This window comes from Candidatus Cryptobacteroides sp., assembly GCF_056207615.1.
The window spans coordinates 1-18,142 of sequence record NZ_JBAEER010000043.1 but is presented as its reverse complement, the minus strand read 5'-3'; the positions used below and the strand labels follow the sequence as shown (position 1 = coordinate 18,142).

The following is an 18,142-nucleotide window of genomic DNA, read 5'->3' as shown; positions in this document are numbered from 1 at the left end:
GAGAGACGCCTGGCGTCCCTGACAGAGGGAAAAGGATAGGTCCGGTAGCTCAGTTGGATAGAGCAACAGCCTTCTAAGCTGTGGGTCTTGGGTTCGAATCCCAACCGGATCACGAAAAAAGGGAGGTGACAAGCGTCATCTCCCTTTTTATTTACTGATTTCCTTCTATCTGGAAGTCACTCTCAAAACGTAGTGGCACGAAGTCGCGAAGAAATTGCGGAGCCAAGGAATCTCGCTGAACGGGCGACATAGGCGGCGAGGCTTCAGACCGAATTTCGACTTATAGTGGGGATTGATGAACCATAGCACCTTGTCCTCGACAGCATAACCTCCCTCAGACGCGAGCCTCTCGAAACTCTCCACCGTCATCTTCGACCTGCGGATGCTGAGGAGATCATCAATCTTTGCCTTTGATTCCCCGCCCTTGACAAGAATCCACCTATAGAGCGGAAGTGGAAGGAGGTGAATGAACGGGAGCTTGCAGACCTTATGCGCGCAGCTCTGCTGGTGTCCTCCGAAAGGCATCATCCACGCCGGAAAACCGAAGAACACGATGGTGTCGGGAGTACAGAACTGCTGGATCTTGCGGAAAAAGTCCTTCTTGTATTCGGGTTCGATATGCTCGACCACGTCATGGATCAGAACGAGGTCGAATGGACCCTCGTCGGAGCCGGATTCGAGTATGTCCTCACAACGGAAATCTCCGACCAAGCCTCGGTCAGCAAAGAACCTGCGTGCGTTCTCAATCTTTCCTGCGGCGAGGTCCTCTCCGAGCACATGGCATCCAAGCTCAGCGAAAGGTGCTAGATTTCCACCCTCTCCGCAGCCTACTTCGAGAATGCGGTACCCCGGTCCGAAATCCTTGCTGCCAGCGCCCTCACGGGAGCCGGCATGGCCATCGGCAACTCGGCCGCACAGTCCTCTCAGATACGGCAGATAGAACTCCCTGGCCGTAGCCTCGAGCTCCATGAAGTATCTTTCTCTGTTGCTATATCTGTCCATAAGCTGAAAAAATCATAGGACGGTCGACTTGTAGATGTCCTGAATTATAAGACCGCTGATGGTCATTCCGAAGATGGCGGTGATATGGACGGTCGTGCCATTGATCTGTGCGCGCTTCGGTGCCCATACTGAACCGTCCTCCATGCAAGCGGCTACCGGATCGTCAGCAACGTCGCCTGCGCCCCTGTTTTCCAGGACATCTTCATCATAGATGCAGGTGAACTTCTTTGCCGGGAAGGTCTTAGCCTTGCGCATCCTGCGCCTGAGCATGGCGCCGAGAGGGCATCCCTGTACCTGCCAGAACTCGGCGACTCGGATCTTGGTCGGATCGAGCTTGAGGGCCGCTCCCATGGACGAATAGAACTTCGCCGAAGTCTCGCAAGCGCGAAGAATCAGCGATACCTTGTCCTTCAGAGAGTCGATTGCATCGATGATATAGTCATAGCTGTCCAGGCAGAACTCGGCCGCGCTCTCTTCCGTATAGACCTTTTCCAGTGCGGTGATCTCGGCGGAAGGATTGATCTCGAGCAGCCTCTCCTTGAGGACCTCGACCTTTATTCGCCCCACTGTCTTCGTCGTCGCCTGGAGCTGGCGGTTCACATTAGTGACGCCGACCTTGTCCGCGTCCACTATCGTGAGATGCTGGATTCCGGAACGCACAAGACCCTCCGCGCACCAGCTGCCGACTCCGCCGACACCGAAGATTATGACGCGAACGTTGCCGATCGCATCCATCACGTCGCTGCCCAGAAGCCTGGTCGATCTGTCGAATATGTCCTGTCCTGCCATCTATATCTAATTTCTTGCGTTTGTCACGACTACATCTACCTTCCTGTCCCATGGATCCGCAGGGATGCCGTCCTCCACGATCTGAAACTCCCTGCAAACGCCGACCAGAGTGCAATTCAGGTGAGGCAGAAGACGGTCATAGAAACCCTTTCCGCGCCCCAGCCTGTTCCCGCTTCGGTCGAACGCAACCCCCGGAATGAAGGCAAGGTCAATCTCTGACGGATCAATGTCCATGGCATCAGCAGCCGGCTCCAAAATTCCGGCATAACCTGGCTGCATCTTTGCTCTGTCGTATTCCTTGAGCACGAGATTCTCCTCGACCACCAAAGGCACAGCGATACGTTTGCGGCCGTACCAACGCTCGATGAACTCAGCAGTAGGCACTTCGTCAGGAAGCGCGCAGTAAAGAAGGATGGTCCCTGCCGCGGCAAAGGAATCAAGATGCTCCGCCTTGTCCCAGATAAGCTCAGCGGGAGAAAAAGATGAACTCTGTGTCCCTGACGCCGCCCTCATCAGCGCGCGTATCCTTTTTCTTATCTCACTCTTGCTTTCCATATCCCTGCACCCCAAAAGTCGCTGACCTCACCGTAGTCCTTACTTCTCCTTGCGCCTTCCGATGATATCGGTCGCGATGACAAATCCGAAGCCGATCAGTGCCCAGAGTATTGCCCAGCCGATGTTGGATGTAGGAACTGCAGGCCTGAAGATTTCAGGGCTGACCTCCACCTGCCATGGCCACACCTTGATGAGCGAACCAACGATGAATCCCAGCAGGAGCACCATGGTCTGCTTCTCCCACTTTCCGAGCACCCAGTGCAGGAACTTCGCGAACGCGAGAATTCCCACGACGCAGCCGATTCCGAAAGCGATGAGCACAGGTATGTTGAGATTGCTCAGGTCGAGAGCCTCCATTATGAAGTCATATTTGCCGAGAATCAGCAGCACGAAGCTGCCAGAGATTCCGGGAAGTATCATGGTGCAGATTGCGAGCGCACCGCAGATGAATATGAACCACATCGCATCGGGAGTATCCGACGGAGTGAGCGTGCATATGGCCGCGCCGAGAGCGGCACCGAGCAGTGCGAATGCCAGCTCCTTCCATGTCCATCCCTGGATTCCGCGGAACATGATCACGGCGGAAGCGAGGATGAGACCGAAGAAGAATGCCCATGTCTGTACAGGGAAGTTTCCGAGCACATAGGTCATGAGCTTCGCAAGAGAGAACACGCTGAGCACGACTCCGATCGCCAGGGCGAGGAGGAAGCTGCCGTTGATGCCCTCCCAGAAAGCCTTGATCCTGCCGTGGAGCAGGTCCTTCCATGTCTGAGGCACGGTTACGGAGTTGATTGAGTCGATGATCTTGCCGTAGATTCCGGTGATAAGGGCCACGGTACCTCCGGACACGCCCGGAATCACGTTGGCCGCGCCCATGAAGAAGCCCTTGATTGCTGTCAGTATGTGCTGTCTCATCATTGTATCCTGAGAAGAATTTCCTTCATTCCTGCGAAGATCTTGCGAGGATTGTCGCTGCCGCTGATCACCATGTCGAAGACCTTGCTGTCGTCCTGGTAGCAGCCGATCTTGAACTTGGCCTTTACGCAGAGAGCCGAATATACATTCGCGAAATGGGAGGTGTCCACCAGGGATATGAGCAGATCGCATTCTCTCTGGAGCAGGCCGATCTTCTCCTGGCTAGGCATTCCGTACCAGTTAAGGTCCTTCCTGAGGACGGTATTCTGTATGCTGGTGAGGAGCAGCTCGTTCTTCTCGATCTTCCTGAAGTCGAAGAAGAAGATCTCGGACTTGATCCCGTGGGCCCTGAAGAAGGCCATCACGTCCTCCTTGCAGGCATTATGCTCCTGATCCTCCACGTTGAGTATGACTATCGCCGTACGGATGTCCTTCAGGGGAAGAAGACCCGTATTTACCTGTCTAGGGCATTTCCTGATAGCCCTGCGGCGCATGAATTCCTTTACGTTCTCGAACATTTTTTCAATTGGTCGCTACTGTTCCACGATGCCGCCGTTCGCCGTGATCAGCTCGCGGATTTCCTTCTTTGCATCTCTCCACCTAGGGATGTCGATCTTCGTTCCGATGACCTCCACGACCTTTGCCGCGATGATGGAACCGATCTCTCCGCACACCTTGAGCGGCATGTCCAGAGAATGTCCATAGAGGAAGCCGGCTGCATATGTGTCGCCGGCTCCGGTCGCATCGACGCTCTCCGCCGGCCATGCGGGAATGAAGTGCTCCTCCTCTCCCGAACGCACCCAGCTGCCGTCCTTGCCGACCTTCACGATCGCGATCTTGCACTGCTTCGAAATCTCGCGCAGCGCCTCGACAGGATCGTCGATCTTGGTGAATGCGCGTGATTCGGTCTCGTTTGCGAATACGATGTCCACGTACTTGTCCACGATGTCGTGCAGGAAAGCATTGTTCGACTCTACGACATTGTACGATGCCATGTCGATGGAGATGATGCATCCCGCTTCATGGGCCATCTCCACCGCGCGGCGGATCAGTGCCTGGTTCTGTACGAGGTATCCTTCGATGTGGAAATAGTCATGGCCTTCGAAATACTCGGGCTTCAGGTCCTCCGGAACGAGGTCGAGCGCAGCGCCGAGGTAGACCGCGAAGGTCCTTTCCGCGTTCGCGCCGCTGACAAACACCATCGAACGTCCAGATGAGTGCTCGCTCTTGAGCAGGAGGGTCTTCACTCCGTACTGCTCCTGGTCGCTCTTGAAGAGCAGGCCGAGCTCGTCGTCACCTATCTTGCCGATGAAGCTTGAAGGCATGCCGAAGATAGAGGTGCAGGTAATCGTGTTAGCCGCGCTGCCGCCGGCCACATAATGTACGCCGAGGGGCTTGAGCGAGTTCCAGATCTTGTCTCCGGTCTCCATGTCGACGTGCTGCATGCTACCCTTGGGAAGATGGTATTCCTTAAGGAAGGAGTCGTCAGGCAGGACTGCAAGTATGTCGGTAAGCGCGTTACCTATTCCGAGTATAGATTTCATAAAGCGAAGCTTTTCCTATAAACTACAAATTTAGGTAAAATATTTAACTTTGCGGCCGCAACACATGTTGACATGGAGGCTAATCTCAAAAAAACGCTAAGGTACATAGTGTCGGTCGCTCTCGCCGGGCTGCTGCTCTTCGCTTCGTTCCACGGGGTGGAGTGGGCTGACTTCGTCGCCGGCCTTAAGGAATGCCGCTGGTGGTTCCTCCTGCTGTCCATGCTCGCCGGAGCTGCTGCCTTCATGCTGCGTGGCCTCCGTTGGCGTAACCTTCTGTCTCCGCTTTCGGAGGACGGAATCGGGCGCCTGGATGCCTATGACGCCGTCACCATCGGCAATGTCTCGAACATGGTGTTCCCTTTCCTGGGCGAATTCGTGCGCTGCGGACTTGTCTCGAAGAAACAGAAGATACGCTACGACAAGGTTCTCGGGACCGTCGCTCTCGAGCGCGTATGGGACATGCTCTCGGTTGCCATCCTTTTCGTGATACTCTTCGTTTTCACCTGGGTCAAGTTCGGAGCCTTCTTCACCGAAAGGATATGGCTCCCGCTCACCAGCCGCTTCACCTGGGTCGTATGGCTCATACTCGCAATCTTGTTCGTAACCGGCTGTGCAGTGCTCTACGCCATCGTCAGCTACCGTGGAAGCAACAGCCTTCTCAATAGGGTCCACGATGCTTTCTCCGGCCTTTTCCAGGGCTTCGGCAGCGTTCTGAGGATGGAAAAGAAATGGGTGTTCATGCTCCAGACCGCGCTGATATGGGCCATGTACTGGCTGCAGATCGTTTTCCTTACCCATGCACTCCCTGCCGCAGAGGGAATGGGCATAGTAGATGCACTATTCATAATGCTCGCCGGCAGCATCGCATCCTTCGTTCCCGTACCGGGAGGCTTCGGAGCATACCACTACCTCGTCGCACTCTCGCTGAGCTCGCTCTACGGATTCAGCTGGCAGATGGGCATAGTGTTCGCGACCATAGCACATGAATCCCAGGCTCTTACGATGATAATTACCGGTGCTAGCTCATTCCTGCGCCAGTCGCTCCTGAAAAATGAATAAGACCCTCCTTGAATTCCTCGAGACAGAGATAGTACCGCGCTACGATGCCTTCGACAAGGCACATCAGAGGGACCATGTCCATTATGTGATGGGGGAGTCCCAGAAGCTCGCCTCGCACTATGACGTGGACATGGACATGGTGCTCGCTGCGGCGGCTTACCACGACACTGGTCTCTGCGAGGACAGAAAGACTCACCACCTTGTTTCCGGCAGGATCATACGCTCCGACGAGAGTCTTCTTCGTTGGTTCACCCCGGAACAGGTCGAGACCATCGCCCAGGCGGCAGAGGACCATCGTGCGTCGTCTGACCATGAGCCTCGCAGCGTTTATGGGCGTCTGATCGCAGAGGCAGACAGGCAGATCGATCCCGTGACCATCATCCGCCGCACCATCCAGTACGGCCTCTCGCACTATCCGGAGCGCGACATGGAAGGGCATTGGGAAAGGACAGTGGAGCATCTTCACGAGAAATACGATTTCGGGGGCTATCTGAAGCTCTGGATTCCGGAATCCTCGAACGCAGAGCGTCTTGCCGAGCTTCGCCGCATCATTGCCGACAAAGCCCGTCTCCGCGAGATTTTCGATGAATTATTTGCGGAGGAGGCCCTCTAAGCGAACAGCTCCCTCAGAACTCTAAGGGAATTGATGTTAATCGCAGATTCGCTGTGATACTCTATGTAGCGGACCAGAAGGTCTGCTATCTCGTTGCGCACCGCACCGCTCATCGATACCATCATGCTTTCCGGGAACTGGCTTTCAAGCAGTTGGGTAACCAGCTCGCAATGCTCTCCTGCGAATGGCATGAGATCGCGCCTTTCCGGTGCGAATCCGAGCTGCACGGCCATCTCGAGCAGGAAACGCAGGTGAAAGTTGCTGAACTCCGATTCCATCGCGTCGAGCAGGAGTATGCGGCTTTCGCACCACTCGAATAGCTTGTCTTCGCGTGCTCCCTCCTTGAGGGTCTTGAATAGCATCTCGCTGAGGAAGAGGGTGATGGAATTCTTGTAGATGTTGTTCCTGATCCCGTTGAGGGGGAATTCCGAGCTGAAGTTTCTCGCGAGGAAGAGCTTGGATTTCGAAGACTCCACTATCTCTGCCTCCACGATGTTCAGAGGAAGGAACATGGACATGCGCGGCTTTCTGACGAGAAAGCTGCGGCGCCCGTATTCCCTGCTGAGAGTGTGGACGACGATGGAAGTCTCGGAGAACTTCGTCGTGTGGAGTATGATCAGTCTGTCGCCGGTCGTCATTTTACGCCTCTAGACTTGAGCCAGTCAGCCATAAGCCTGAGTGCCTGTCCGCGGTGGGAGATGGAGTTCTTCTCATCCTCGCTGAGCTCTGCCATGGAGCGGCCGGGGAAAGCGTCCGGGAGGAAGATAGGGTCGTATCCGAAACCTCCGTTTCCTGTGCGCTCATATGCTATCTTGCCCTCGCAGGCGCCGTCGAAGAAATGAGGCTCTCCGTCGAGCATGAGAGTCACGCAGCAGCGGAAGCGGGCAGTCCTTTCCGCAGGTTTTTCTCCCGCTGCCATGGCCTTGAACTCCAATGTGTTGAGTTCATGCAGCACCCTGTCGATGTTGCTTTCGAAATTGTGGTCAACGGAGAGGTCGCCTCCTAGGCTCGCATAGCGCGCGGAATAGATGCCGGGAGCACCGCCGAGCGCGTCCACTTCAAGTCCGGAATCGTCGCTGAAGCAGTCCACGCCGCACTTCGCGTAGAGATATTCTGATTTCTGGAGCGAGTTCTCCTGGAAGGTGGAACCTGTCTCGGGGATGTCCTCCGGAACTCCTGCCTCTGCAGAAGAGATGAGCTCATATCCCTCACCGAGTATCTCGCGTGCCTCGCGGAGCTTACCCTTGTTTCCTGTTGCGAATACTATCTTCATTTTCTAGTAGCTGATAAGTGGGCTCTCGAGAGCCTTCTTGAGCTGCGAATCATGACGGATACGAACCTTGATTCCGGCAGCCTGGTAATAGTAGCGGACTGCGATCTCCTCCTCGATGAAAGGAATGATCTCGTCCTTCTTGAGACGGAGGAACTTCTCCTTGTCCATGTCAATCGCCTTCTCGAGCGCTGCGAGCTCGTCCTTCATCGAATCCTCGATTCCGTCCTCCTTGAGGTCCTTCTTCATCTGGTCGAAGAGAGCCTTGGCGCTGCTTCGGTAGTCGAAGGTCTGGGTCATCGCATATTTGATGAAGTCCTCGTAATCGGCATCCGTATAGTGGAAGTCGTCCAGAGGAGCGATCTTCTCATGTCTGCATGCATAGTCAAGTGCATAGGAGTCAATGACTCCACCGTACACGAGCGAGTAAACGAGCCTGCTGTAGGTCTGGATAGGAATGTCCACGTCGGGAGCGATTCCGCCGCCGTCCCTCACAGTGCGTCCGTGCGCCGTCTTGAACTCGCTGGTGAGCGAATCCGGAATCTCGCCGACGCTGCCGTCCTCGTTGCGCTTCGAGTAGTCGCGTGCCTGGACGCATCTGCCGCTAGGGGTGTAGTACTTCGCGGTGGTGATCTTCATCGTTCCGTTGTACGCTACCGGGCGTATGGTCTGAACGAGTCCCTTTCCGTAGCTTCTCTTTCCCATGATGGTCGCGCGGTCGAGGTCCTGGAGGGCGCCGCTGACGATCTCTGATGCCGATGCCGATGCCCCGTCGATGAGCACGATGACAGGAAGTTCTGTGTCCACGGGCTCTGCGCTGGTCCTGTATTCGTTGACGAAGAGATCGTCGCTGTCCTTGCGGGACTGGCCGTTCGAGCCCATGGTACCCTTCGAGGTCACGACCAGGGTGCCCTTCGGTACGAAGATGGACACGATGCTGATGGCCTCCTGGATGAGGCCGCCGCCGTTTCCGCGAAGGTCATATACGAGCTTCTTCATGCCCTGCTTCTTGAGCTCTATGATGCTGGCGCGAAGCTCGCTGGCTGCATTTTCGGTGAATCCTGACTGGTATACATAGCCGGTTGTCTCGTCCACCATTCCGGCATACTCGATGTCCGGAAGATGTATCCTCTCCCTTACGATAGGGACGTCCACCACTTCTCCCGTATGGGCCTTCTTCACCTTGAACACCACTGTGGTACCTGGCTTTCCCTTCATCTTCTCGCTGCTTTCGGAAGAGGTGAGAGGGCGCACGTCGACACCGTCGATTTCCATAATCTGGTCGCCGCAGCGAAGGTCATATTTCTGGGCAGGGGAGCCTGCGTACGGCTCGTTGATGAACACGTATTCACCCGGCTTCTTGTGGATGACCGCGCCGATTCCGCCGTAGCTCTTGTGGATAAGCATCTCGAAGTCCTCGTTCTCCTCTTCGGGAACGTAGACGGTGTATGGGTCGAGCTCCTCGAGCATTGCGTCAATGCCGGCTTTCATCATCCTGTCCACAGGGAGACTGTCCGCGTAGAAGCGGTTCAGCTCGCGTATCACGTTGTTCTCGATCTCGATCCACTGACCGAGCTTGAAGGTCTTGTTCTGGGCGCCGGCGGCCATGCTCACGCCTACGGTGAGGAGGGCGGCCAGCAATATCTTGTGAGTCTTCATCATCTTGCTGTTTTTCCACTACAAAATTAACAAATAATTATGTACTTTTGTATGTTTATTGGATAGTTATGTCAAGAAAGAAGAAAAGCGGCCCAAGCCGCGCGGAGCGCAAGATCAGGAAGGCGTTTCCGGAATTTGAAGGAAGAGTGCAGATGACACGTGAAGGCTATGCCTTCGTGATCATCGAGGGCGACGAGGACGATGTGTTCGTCAAGGCGTCCAAGATGAAGGGTGCGCTCAACGGTGACACCGTGAAGGTGGTGGTCACCAGGCCCAAGGGCGACAGGAATCGTCGCGAGGGCGAAGTCGTGGAGATAGTCGCACGTTCGGTGAAGCCGTTCGTGGGTGTGCTCCATGTAGTAGGAAACCAGGCATGGGTGCTCATGCAGAGCAAGAACATGCCATACGATATCGTGATTCCGGTGGACGATTCTGCACCGGGCCATATCAAGAGGGTGTCTGCGGAAGAGTTCGCAGTACATCAGCTCATCGATGAGCAGGGTAATGAACTCATCGCCAAGTCCGGCATGAAGGTGGCCGCAAAGGTCGATTCCTGGAACAGGAACGATCCCGCACCTACCGGACATATCGTGGACGTGCTCGGAGATCCGGGTGCCAACGATACGGAGATGCACGCGATTCTCGCCGAGTTCGGACTCCCATACCGCTTTGAGCCGGAGGTTGCGTCAGCTGCCGACAGCATCTCGGACGAGATTACCCCTGCCGATATCGAGGGACGTCGCGATTTCCGTGATACCTTGACCTTCACCATCGACCCTACCGATGCGAAGGACTTTGACGATGCACTCTCTTTCAAGGTGCTCGAGAATGGAAACTACGAGGTCGGTGTGCATATTGCCGACGTCACATATTATGTCCGTCCCGGCGACATCGTGGACGAGGAGGCCCGCAAGAGGGGAACGTCCGTATATCTCGTCGACAGGACAGTGCCTATGCTTCCGGAGAAGCTTTCGAACAAGCTCTGTTCGCTCCGTCCTCACGAGGAGAAGCTCACCTTCTCCGCAGTGTTCGAGATGACTCCGCTGGGTCGCATCGCAGACCAGTGGTTCGGCCGCACCATCATCGATTCCGACTACAGGTTCGACTATGAGGGCGCGCAGACCGTCATCGAGAAAGGCGAGGTCGATCCGGAATATCGCACATCCATGGACCCGGACGTCACCGTTCCGGTAGCAGTCCAGGAGGCAGTGCTCACGCTCCACAAGCTCGCTCAGAAGCTCCGCAAGAAGCGCTTTGCTTCGGGAGCGATAAGCTTCGAGCGTCCTGAGATGAAGGTCATCGTGGATGAGGCCGGACGCCCTGTGGACGTGTGCCAGAAGATTTCCAAGGAAGCGAACTGGCTGATCGAGGAGTTCATGCTCCTTGCCAACCGCAGCGTTTCCGAGTTCGTGGCGAAGCAGAAGAAGACCTTCGTCTATCGTATCCACGACGAACCGAACATGGAGAAGCTCGAGAGCCTCCGTTCGTTCGCCCATAACTTCGGTTACACTCTCGGCCCGGTGAACAACGGACGCGAGATCTCGAAGGCCCTGAACACTCTCTTCGAGGAGTCGAAGGACACTCCAGAGTTCGGCGCCATCGAGCTCCTGTCCCTCAGGACCATGGCAAAGGCTCGCTACAGCACTGACAACATCGGCCATTACGGCTTGGCATTCAGATATTACACCCACTTCACCTCGCCTATCCGCCGCTATCCGGACATGATGGTGCACAGGCTGCTCGCACAGTACCTTGCGGAGGGCGAGAGCGCGAAGAAGGACTACTACGAGGGCCAGTGCAAGCATGCTTCCGAGAGGGAGGTCATCGCTGCAGAGGCTGAGCGCTCGAGCATCAAGTACAAGCTCGTCGAGTTCATGCAGGACAAGGTCGGCTATGAGTTCGAGGGCCATATCTCAGGTCTCACCGAGTGGGGTATGTATGTTGAGGTGGAGCCTACCAAGATCGAGGGTATGGTTCCGCTTCGTGACATCCACTCCGACTTCTTCGAGTTCGATGAGGAGAACTACCGTCTCGTCGGTCGTCGCACTCGCGTGGTCTATACCCTTGGAAACCCTGTCAGGATTCGTGTGAAGAGGACCAACCTCGAGCAGAAGCTCCTTGACTACGAACTTGTGGAGACCGGTGCTGAGGAGAGGCTTCCACGCGAGGAACGTCGTGCTGAGTATGAGCGCACCAGAGGTCGTGTGCGTGGCGCAGACGGATACTCGGACAATATCGGCAGCACCCGCAGGCTCAGCGGAAAGGCTGCCCGCAAGGCCGCGAAGGAAGAACGTCTCGCAGAGGCTCTCGTGAAGCCTCGCAGGAAGAGCGCCGACAAGGGTGAGAAGCCTGCAATCAAGCAGGAGAGATCCATGACCAGGTCGGAGATGCCTATGCCTAAGCCGGAGAGGCCGGTAGCAGAGGAGAAGCCTGCAAAGGGAAAGAGGCCTGCCGTAGCGGCTCGCAAGGCAGCGTCGAAGGCAGCCAAGACCGAGGCGAAGACCAAGCCTGCTCCAAGGAGCGGTGCGGCAAGAGGCACCCGCAGCGGTGCATCGAAGACTGCGGCTCCTAAGACAGGAACCCGCAGGACTACAACAAGGAAAATCAAATAACAGCAGAATAAATGAACAAGAAAGTACTTCTCATGATCCTCGACGGCTGGGGAGAAGGCCGCCAGGACAAATCAAATGCAATCTACACCCAGGGAGCTCCATTCATAGACTCTCTCCGCGCAAAGTATCCTATGGCACATCTTCAGGCTTGCGGAGAGTACGTAGGTCTTCCTGACGGTCAGATGGGTAACTCGGAGGTGGGTCACATGAACCTCGGTGCAGGTCGTGTCGTATACCAGGATCTCGTAAAGATCAATATCGCATGCCGCGAGCACGCTCTCATGAAGAACGCTGAGATCGCAGCTGCATTCGACTATGTAAAGAAGAGCGGCAAGAAGCTCCACCTCATGGGCCTCTGCTCACATGGTGGTGTTCACTCTTCACTCAACCATGTGTATGAGATCCTCGCTGAGGCTAAGCGCCAGGGCATCGAGAACGTATTCGTTCACTGCTACATGGACGGTCGTGATACGGACCCTCGCAGCGGACTCGGTTTCGTGACCGAGCTCGAGTCAAAGATGGCAGAGAGCACCGGTAAGGTGGCTACTGTCTGCGGCCGTTTCTATGCGATGGACCGTGACAAGAGGTGGGACCGCGTCAAGGCAGCATACGATATGCTCGTAGACGGTATCGGTATCCAGGCAACTTCTGCTACCGAGGCAATCAAGGCTTCTTATGAGGCTGAGGTTACCGATGAGTTCATCAAGCCAACCGTCATTACCGACGCAGCAGGTGCTCCTCTCGCAAAGGTAGAGAAGGACGATGCAGTCATCTTCTTCAACTTCCGTAACGACCGCGCTCGCGAGCTTACCGCAGTGCTTACCCAGGAGGATATGCCAGAGCAGGGAATGCATACCATTCCTCTCTACTACTGCTGCCTCACTCCATACGACGCAAACTTCAAGGGCGTCCACATCCTCTTCGACAAGGAACTTGTAGGCGACACCCTCGGCGAGACCGTTTCCAAGGCTGGCAAGAACCAGCTCCGCATCGCTGAGACCGAGAAGTACGCACACGTTACCTTCTTCTTCAACGGTGGCCGTGAGGCTCAGTTCGAGAATGAGGACCGTATCCTCGTGAACTCTCCAAAGGTCGCTACCTACGATCTCCAGCCAGAGATGAGCGCACCAGAGGTGACCGAGAAGCTCGTGGAGGCAATCAACACCGAGAAGGAGGATATGATCATCCTCAACTTCGCAAACGGTGACATGGTGGGCCACACCGGTATCTATCCTGCAATCTGCAAGGCTGTCGAGACTGTCGACAACTGCGTGAAGGCCGTAGTCGAGGCTGCAATCGCACACGACTATGCAGTGCTCATCACAGCTGACCACGGTAATGCCGACTACTGCGTAAACGACGACGGTACCCCTAACACCGCTCACTCTCTCAACATCGTTCCTTTCATCGTAGTGAACGCTGGCGACGAGGTTAAGAGCGTCAAGGACGGTGCCCTCTGCAACGTCGCTCCTACCATCCTCAAGCTCATGGGTATCCCACAGCCTGCAGCGATGACCGCAGAGCCTCTTATCTAATCAGTTGGGCAGGTCTCTACTGACGTTTATAACTCGCTGATTATCAGTGAAAACCTATACGGACGGCTCCCTGTTTCGAGGGAGCCGTCCGTATGCTATTCTGTTGGGTGTCAGGGATTTATGAACTCGGACGCTCTGCGCTACAGGAACGCCATTCGGTAATACTCATGCCCGAAGAAGGTCATCTGGCTTTCCTTCCTGAAGCCAAGCCTTTCATATAGGGCGATGTTTTCAGGTTTGTCGATGTCCACGATGAGCGTTATTCGGTCGTAGTTTTTTGTGTGTCCCTTTTCGACGCCATCGAGTAGGAGAGCGCTTCCGATGCCCTGACCCCTGAATTCCGGGCGGACTGCTAGCGAGTCAAGGTAGTACTCTCCCGGAAAAGTCTCGGAATCATATTTCTCTGCATCATTTTCCGTAGAGCCGAAAATCAGTTCCCATGTGCGTATTCGAAGACGCGCATATTCTTCTCCAGGGTAGGAAATAAGGCAACCGGCAGGCTCGCCATCGACCATGGCAATCCTGGCCCTTGTCCATGAGTACAGGATGTCCTCCTGTCTCCACACCTCGATCTTGTTGAACTCGCTTTCCGGTGGAATCCCCAGCGCGGTCAGCATAGTCCAGCCAACGAACTCGGCATCCTCGTACCGTGCGTCACGAATCGTCAATTCTGCCATTGTCGCCGGATTCGTTCCGTGATTGATCTACCTCGCCTCCATCTTGTGGAGGAAGGCCTCGATGGTGTTCTCCATGAGGCAGCAGATGGTCATAGGACCGACTCCGCCAGGGACAGGCGAGATCACTGAGCACTTAGGCTCGACGTTCTCGAAGTCCACGTCTCCGCAGAGCTTTCCGGTCTCAGGATCGCGGTCGATACCCACGTCGATGACGACGGCGCCAGGAGACACCATGTCCGCGGTAAGGAACTTAGGCTTACCGATGGCGGCGATGATTATGTCTGCGTTGCGGGTGAACTCAGCAAGATTCTTGGTGCGGCTGTGGCAGATGGTCACGGTCGCATTCTCGTTGAGAAGGAGCTTGGCGACAGGAAGACCCACGATGTTGCTTCGGCCGAGAACGACCGCATGCTTTCCTGAGATCTCAACGCCGGCTGCCTTGATCATCTTGATGCAGCCCTTAGGGGTACATGGGAGGATGAACGGAGAGAATTCTCCGATAGCCTTGTCTGAGACAGGGGCGGACTTGTAGCGCCAGAGATCTGCCATATTCAGCGGATGGAATCCATCCACATCCTTGGACTTGTCGATGGCGTCAAGTACCTTGAGTTCATCTATGTGCTTAGGAACGGGGAGCTGGACGAGGATACCATCGACGCTGTCGTCCGCATTGAGTGAGTCGATGAGATTGAGAAGCTCTTCCTCAGTGGTGCTCTCTGCGAGGCGGATGGTGCTGCTGCGCATTCCTATCTTCTCCGCAGCGAGACCCTTGTTGCGAACATAGGTCTGGCTTGCGGGATCTTCGCCCACGAGAATAACCACAAGGTGAGGAACACGACCGAAACGGTCGGTGTAAGTTGCTACCTCTGAAGCCATTTCCTGCTTCAACCTGGTAGAGAGGTCTTTGCCACTGATGATCATAACGATACAAATATAATCTTTTTATTCGTGACAAAAAATGCCTATCTTCGCAAGACTATTATAGATACTATGAGAGATTTATATATAACCAATACGCTCTCCCGTACCAAGGAGATCTTCAAGCCTATCAATCCTGGCCGTGTGGGACTCTATGTCTGCGGCCCTACAGTGTATGGTGACGCACATCTCGGACATGCCCGTCCAGGCGTGACCTACGACGTGCTCGTGCGCCTTCTCCGTCATCTCGGATACAAGGTCCGCTACGTTCGTAACATCACTGACGTCGGCCATCTCGAGCACGATGCCGATGAAGGCGAGGACAAGATCGCAAAGAAGGCAAGGCTCGACCAGCTTGAGCCTATGGAGGTGGTTCAGAACTACACTCTCCGCTACCATGAGGCAATGCGCATGCTCAACGTCGCTCCACCGTCCATCGAACCACGTGCATCAGGACATATCGTCGAGCAGATCGAGGCGGTGAAGAAGATCCTCGCCAGCGGCTATGCATACGAGTCCAACGGCAGCATCTACTTCGACGTCCAGAAGTACAACGCCGACCACCACTACGGAATCCTTTCCGGCCGCAATCTCGACGACACCCTCGAGGGTACCCGCAACCTTGACGGACAGAGCGACAAGCGTGCTCCTTACGACTTCGCAATCTGGAAGAAGGCGGAGCCTCAGCATATCATGAGATGGCCGTCTCCGTGGGGCGAGGGCTTCCCTGGCTGGCATCTCGAGTGCTCTGTGATGGGGGAGAAGTATCTTGGCCACGAGTTCGACATCCATGGCGGAGGAATGGACCTCATGTTCCCTCACCACGAGTGCGAGATCGCCCAGAACGTCGCATCGCGCGGCACCAGGGGCGTGCACTACTGGGTGCACAACAACATGATCACCATCAACGGACAGAAGATGGGCAAGTCTCTCGGAAACTTCATCACCCTTCCTCAGCTCTTTGCGGGTGAGCATGACAAGCTCGAGCAGGCTTACAGCCCTATGACCATACGCTTCTTCATCCTCCAGGCCCACTACCGTGGAACCCTCGATTTCAGCAACGAGGCACTCCAGGCTGCGCAGAAGGGTCTTCGCAGGATCATGTCAGCAGCGAAGGATCTCTACGCACTTGCAGCGGCTGCCGGAGTCGAGCGCACGACCGTCGGCACCGAAGGCCATCCTGCAAACCAGATGGCTTATGGAGAGTTCATCACCAGCGTGGCTCCTGAGAGCTGCGCGGCGGACAATGCCGAGGTGAAGGCTATCTTCAACGGCGTATATGACGCCCTCTGCGACGATATGAACACTCCTATCGCCCTCAGCCATGTCTTCGACGCCGTGCGTATCATCAATACCGCGAAGGACAAGAAGATTACCCTCAGCAAGAATGACCTTGCTACTCTCTGCCAGGTTTTCGACGACATCGTCTTCGGTGTCATGGCACTTCGCGACGAGGAGGCTTCGGAGGGTACTTCCGGCAAGATCATCGACGGCCTCATGCAGATGGTTCTCGAGGAGAGGGTTGCAGCACGCGCAGCTAAGGATTGGGCACGCAGCGACAAGATACGTGATGCCCTCAAGGCTCTCGGAATTACCATCAAGGACGGTAAGGAAGGCGTAAGCTGGACAATAGAATAGCCCATGAAGCTCGTTTCTTGGAACGTTAACGGCCTGCGCGCAGTGGTCGGCAAGGGATTCGCGGATATCTTCGATTCCTTTGACGCCGACTGCGTATGCCTGCAGGAGACCAAGCTTCAGGCCGGTCAGATCGACCTCGAGTTCCTCGGATATACCTCATATTGGAATTATGCCGACAAGGCTGGATATTCCGGAACGGCGATCTATACCCGCGTCGCTCCTTTGTCAGTCAGCTATGGCATCGGTGTGGATGAACATGACCACGAGGGTCGCGTGGTGACCCTCGAGTTCGAGGATTTCTATCTCGTGAACGTCTATGTGCCGAATTCGCAGGATGAACTCCGCCGTCTTGAGTACAGGATGAGGTGGGAGGACGACTTCCGAGCATATCTCTGCTCGCTTGCGAGCGGAACTGCAGTCGCGTCAGACGGTACTGCCCGCAAGGCAAAGGGCGTCGTGGTATGCGGAGACATGAACGTGGCGCATGAGGAGATTGACCTCAAGAATCCGAAGACCAACCACTTCAGTGCGGGCTTCTCCGATGAGGAGCGCAGCAAGATGACTGAGCTTCTCGGAGCCGGATTCATCGACAGCTGGCGCTACCAGCATCCGGAGGAGGTGAAGTACTCATGGTGGTCATACCGTATGGCTGCAAGAAGCAGGAACGTGGGCTGGCGTATAGACTATTTCCTTGTCTCAGGCCCTTCTCTTGGTCCTCAGGCCGACCTTTCGGGACGCATCCTTGAGACCGAGATCCACAACGAGGTCCTCGGCTCCGATCACTGTCCGGTATCGCTCGTCTTGAAGTAGGCTTGAAGCCAATATTCTGAATATTAGCTATTTAACCTAAGGACGGTTCCCTCTTCCGGGGGAGCCGTCCTTATGGTATATGCCTATTGTTCAGATAGTTACGATTGCGTTATTCCTCGGCCGCCCAGATATAGACCTTGTCTGCTCGGCGAAGCTTCTCGGTAGGGGAAGACTGCCCATCCGGATCGACAGCCGAAGCGAGGGCTTCAGCACTTATCGGAATTGAGCAATATACACCTTACCCAGCCTCTGGCACAGGCTTGAGGTCGACCCTGATTTCGCTTACCGTCGTCTGGATGCTTCCTGTGGATGGACCCTGGATGAGGATTTCGTCACCCTGGTGGAGTGTAGCAGACTCGACGAGAATCTCGACGACTCCGAGCTTTGCGAACCAGTTGGTCACCTTTCCGCTGTAAACCTTCTTGCGGGTAGCCTTGCTTCCATAGACCTCGCTCCATTCTCCGAGCCTTGCTCCCTGATAGTATCCGTCCCAGAATCCGCGGTTGAATACCTCCGAAAGCTCTGTCTTAAGGCTGGCAGCGAGTT

The 18,142-nt window shown here is 55.4% G+C and carries 17 protein-coding genes, 1 tRNA gene and 1 pseudogene; 7 read left to right on the top strand and 12 right to left on the bottom strand.

All coding sequences use genetic code 11. The features are described from left to right. Positions 1–38: 38 nt before the first annotated feature. Positions 39–112: transfer RNA gene (locus AC06ND_RS02640), tRNA-Arg, on the top strand. Between the two features lie 53 nt (positions 113–165). Here AC06ND_RS02640 and AC06ND_RS02635 read toward each other — a convergent pair. From AC06ND_RS02635 to AC06ND_RS02610, 6 genes are read right to left on the bottom strand one after another with little or no spacing between them, the layout of a single operon-like run. Next, positions 166–1,002, bottom strand: coding sequence for a class I SAM-dependent methyltransferase (locus AC06ND_RS02635; protein ID WP_475677444.1), 837 nt, complete (start codon positions 1,000–1,002; stop codon positions 166–168). Between the two features lie 12 nt (positions 1,003–1,014). Continuing rightward, on the bottom strand, positions 1,015–1,791 hold the full coding sequence (locus tag AC06ND_RS02630) for a tRNA threonylcarbamoyladenosine dehydratase (RefSeq protein WP_475677443.1): 777 nt from the start codon (positions 1,789–1,791) through the stop codon (positions 1,015–1,017). A 6-nt stretch (positions 1,792–1,797) separates the two neighbouring features. Beyond that, positions 1,798–2,346, bottom strand: a complete 549-nt coding sequence (locus tag AC06ND_RS02625; RefSeq protein WP_475677442.1) for a 5-formyltetrahydrofolate cyclo-ligase — start codon at positions 2,344–2,346, stop codon at positions 1,798–1,800. Positions 2,347–2,385: 39 nt separating this feature from the next. Then, on the bottom strand, positions 2,386–3,264 hold the full coding sequence (locus AC06ND_RS02620; RefSeq protein WP_475677441.1) for a DUF368 domain-containing protein: 879 nt from the start codon (positions 3,262–3,264) through the stop codon (positions 2,386–2,388). After that, positions 3,261–3,779 (bottom strand): DUF6913 domain-containing protein, encoded by a 519-nt coding sequence (locus AC06ND_RS02615; RefSeq protein ID WP_475677440.1) that lies wholly within the window; start codon positions 3,777–3,779, stop codon positions 3,261–3,263. The genes AC06ND_RS02620 and AC06ND_RS02615 overlap by 4 nt, the downstream gene beginning before the upstream one ends. Positions 3,780–3,794: 15 nt before the next feature. Beyond that, on the bottom strand, positions 3,795–4,805 hold the full coding sequence (locus AC06ND_RS02610) for an adenosine kinase (protein ID WP_475677439.1): 1,011 nt from the start codon (positions 4,803–4,805) through the stop codon (positions 3,795–3,797). 72 nt (positions 4,806–4,877) lie between these two features. Here AC06ND_RS02610 and AC06ND_RS02605 point away from each other — a divergent pair, with 72 nt between their 5' ends. Together AC06ND_RS02605 and AC06ND_RS02600 are read left to right on the top strand one after the other, a co-directional pair. Next, the gene (locus tag AC06ND_RS02605) at positions 4,878–5,864 is read left to right on the top strand and encodes a lysylphosphatidylglycerol synthase transmembrane domain-containing protein (protein ID WP_475677438.1); all 987 of its coding nucleotides are present in this window, start codon (positions 4,878–4,880) and stop codon (positions 5,862–5,864) included. Continuing rightward, positions 5,857–6,477 (top strand): HD domain-containing protein, encoded by a 621-nt coding sequence (locus AC06ND_RS02600; RefSeq protein WP_475677437.1) that lies wholly within the window; start codon positions 5,857–5,859, stop codon positions 6,475–6,477. The genes AC06ND_RS02605 and AC06ND_RS02600 overlap by 8 nt, the downstream gene beginning before the upstream one ends. On the opposite strand, the gene recO is transcribed toward AC06ND_RS02600, so the two are convergent. Genes recO through AC06ND_RS02585 form a run of 3 tightly spaced genes read right to left on the bottom strand, consistent with a single transcriptional unit; the run spans position 6,474 to position 9,409 of the window. Continuing rightward, positions 6,474–7,115, bottom strand: a complete 642-nt coding sequence (gene recO, locus AC06ND_RS02595; protein ID WP_475677436.1) for a DNA repair protein RecO — start codon at positions 7,113–7,115, stop codon at positions 6,474–6,476. The two genes, AC06ND_RS02600 and recO, sit on opposite strands and share 4 nt — an antisense overlap. Beyond that, positions 7,112–7,750: an RdgB/HAM1 family non-canonical purine NTP pyrophosphatase gene (rdgB, locus tag AC06ND_RS02590; RefSeq protein WP_475677435.1), complete on the bottom strand. Its 639-nt coding sequence runs from the start codon at positions 7,748–7,750 to the stop codon at positions 7,112–7,114. Before rdgB ends, recO begins: the two co-directional genes overlap by 4 nt. A gap of 3 nt (positions 7,751–7,753) precedes the next feature. Beyond that, positions 7,754–9,409 carry a S41 family peptidase gene (locus AC06ND_RS02585; RefSeq protein WP_475677434.1) on the bottom strand — a complete coding sequence of 552 codons (1,656 nt, stop codon included), beginning with the start codon at positions 9,407–9,409 and terminating at the stop codon, positions 7,754–7,756. A gap of 65 nt (positions 9,410–9,474) precedes the next feature. Here AC06ND_RS02585 and rnr point away from each other — a divergent pair, with 65 nt between their 5' ends. Together rnr and gpmI are read left to right on the top strand one after the other, a co-directional pair. Further along, positions 9,475–12,018 (top strand): ribonuclease R, encoded by a 2,544-nt coding sequence (rnr, locus tag AC06ND_RS02580; RefSeq protein WP_475677433.1) that lies wholly within the window; start codon positions 9,475–9,477, stop codon positions 12,016–12,018. An 11-nt stretch (positions 12,019–12,029) separates the two neighbouring features. Continuing rightward, positions 12,030–13,553 carry a 2,3-bisphosphoglycerate-independent phosphoglycerate mutase gene (gene gpmI / locus AC06ND_RS02575; protein WP_475677432.1) on the top strand — a complete coding sequence of 508 codons (1,524 nt, stop codon included), beginning with the start codon at positions 12,030–12,032 and terminating at the stop codon, positions 13,551–13,553. A gap of 140 nt (positions 13,554–13,693) precedes the next feature. Here gpmI and AC06ND_RS02570 read toward each other — a convergent pair whose 3' ends face one another. Then, positions 13,694–14,170 carry a GNAT family N-acetyltransferase gene (locus tag AC06ND_RS02570; RefSeq protein ID WP_475677431.1) on the bottom strand — a complete coding sequence of 159 codons (477 nt, stop codon included), beginning with the start codon at positions 14,168–14,170 and terminating at the stop codon, positions 13,694–13,696. A gap of 87 nt (positions 14,171–14,257) precedes the next feature. Next, a complete protein-coding gene (gene folD / locus AC06ND_RS02565) occupies positions 14,258–15,151 on the bottom strand; it encodes a bifunctional methylenetetrahydrofolate dehydrogenase/methenyltetrahydrofolate cyclohydrolase FolD (RefSeq protein ID WP_475677430.1) in 894 nt (297 codons plus the stop codon). Between the two features lie 69 nt (positions 15,152–15,220). Between folD and cysS the strand changes: the two genes are divergently transcribed. Then, positions 15,221–16,786, top strand: coding sequence for a cysteine--tRNA ligase (gene cysS, locus AC06ND_RS02560; RefSeq protein WP_475677429.1), 1,566 nt, complete (start codon positions 15,221–15,223; stop codon positions 16,784–16,786). 3 nt (positions 16,787–16,789) lie between these two features. Further along, complete coding sequence (locus tag AC06ND_RS02555; protein ID WP_475677428.1) at positions 16,790–17,596, top strand: exodeoxyribonuclease III; 807 nt, start codon at positions 16,790–16,792, stop codon at positions 17,594–17,596. Positions 17,597–17,834: 238 nt separating this feature from the next. On the opposite strand, the pseudogene AC06ND_RS02550 reads toward AC06ND_RS02555, so the two are convergent. Then, positions 17,835–18,142, bottom strand: a pseudogene (locus tag AC06ND_RS02550) (U32 family peptidase); the annotation flags it as partial.

What these genes read in the sequence shown, in the direction of transcription:
- cysS (WP_475677429.1), top strand. Translation starts at nt 15,221, where the DNA reads ATGAGAGATTTATATATAACCAATACGCTCTCCCGTACCAAGGAGATC.
- gpmI (WP_475677432.1), top strand. Translation starts at nt 12,030, where the DNA reads ATGAACAAGAAAGTACTTCTCATGATCCTCGACGGCTGGGGAGAAGGC.
- AC06ND_RS02600 (WP_475677437.1), top strand. Translation starts at nt 5,857, where the DNA reads ATGAATAAGACCCTCCTTGAATTCCTCGAGACAGAGATAGTACCGCGC.
- AC06ND_RS02570 (WP_475677431.1), bottom strand. Translation starts at nt 14,170, where the DNA reads ATGCTGACCGCGCTGGGGATTCCACCGGAAAGCGAGTTCAACAAGATC.
- folD (WP_475677430.1), bottom strand. Translation starts at nt 15,151, where the DNA reads ATGATCATCAGTGGCAAAGACCTCTCTACCAGGTTGAAGCAGGAAATG.
- AC06ND_RS02635 (WP_475677444.1), bottom strand. Translation starts at nt 1,002, where the DNA reads ATGGACAGATATAGCAACAGAGAAAGATACTTCATGGAGCTCGAGGCT.
- AC06ND_RS02585 (WP_475677434.1), bottom strand. Translation starts at nt 9,409, where the DNA reads ATGATGAAGACTCACAAGATATTGCTGGCCGCCCTCCTCACCGTAGGC.
- AC06ND_RS02620 (WP_475677441.1), bottom strand. Translation starts at nt 3,264, where the DNA reads ATGATGAGACAGCACATACTGACAGCAATCAAGGGCTTCTTCATGGGC.
- AC06ND_RS02610 (WP_475677439.1), bottom strand. Translation starts at nt 4,805, where the DNA reads ATGAAATCTATACTCGGAATAGGTAACGCGCTTACCGACATACTTGCA.
- rnr (WP_475677433.1), top strand. Translation starts at nt 9,475, where the DNA reads ATGTCAAGAAAGAAGAAAAGCGGCCCAAGCCGCGCGGAGCGCAAGATC.
- AC06ND_RS02630 (WP_475677443.1), bottom strand. Translation starts at nt 1,791, where the DNA reads ATGGCAGGACAGGACATATTCGACAGATCGACCAGGCTTCTGGGCAGC.
- AC06ND_RS02605 (WP_475677438.1), top strand. Translation starts at nt 4,878, where the DNA reads ATGGAGGCTAATCTCAAAAAAACGCTAAGGTACATAGTGTCGGTCGCT.
- recO (WP_475677436.1), bottom strand. Translation starts at nt 7,115, where the DNA reads ATGACGACCGGCGACAGACTGATCATACTCCACACGACGAAGTTCTCC.
- AC06ND_RS02625 (WP_475677442.1), bottom strand. Translation starts at nt 2,346, where the DNA reads ATGGAAAGCAAGAGTGAGATAAGAAAAAGGATACGCGCGCTGATGAGG.
- AC06ND_RS02615 (WP_475677440.1), bottom strand. Translation starts at nt 3,779, where the DNA reads ATGTTCGAGAACGTAAAGGAATTCATGCGCCGCAGGGCTATCAGGAAA.
- AC06ND_RS02555 (WP_475677428.1), top strand. Translation starts at nt 16,790, where the DNA reads ATGAAGCTCGTTTCTTGGAACGTTAACGGCCTGCGCGCAGTGGTCGGC.
- rdgB (WP_475677435.1), bottom strand. Translation starts at nt 7,750, where the DNA reads ATGAAGATAGTATTCGCAACAGGAAACAAGGGTAAGCTCCGCGAGGCA.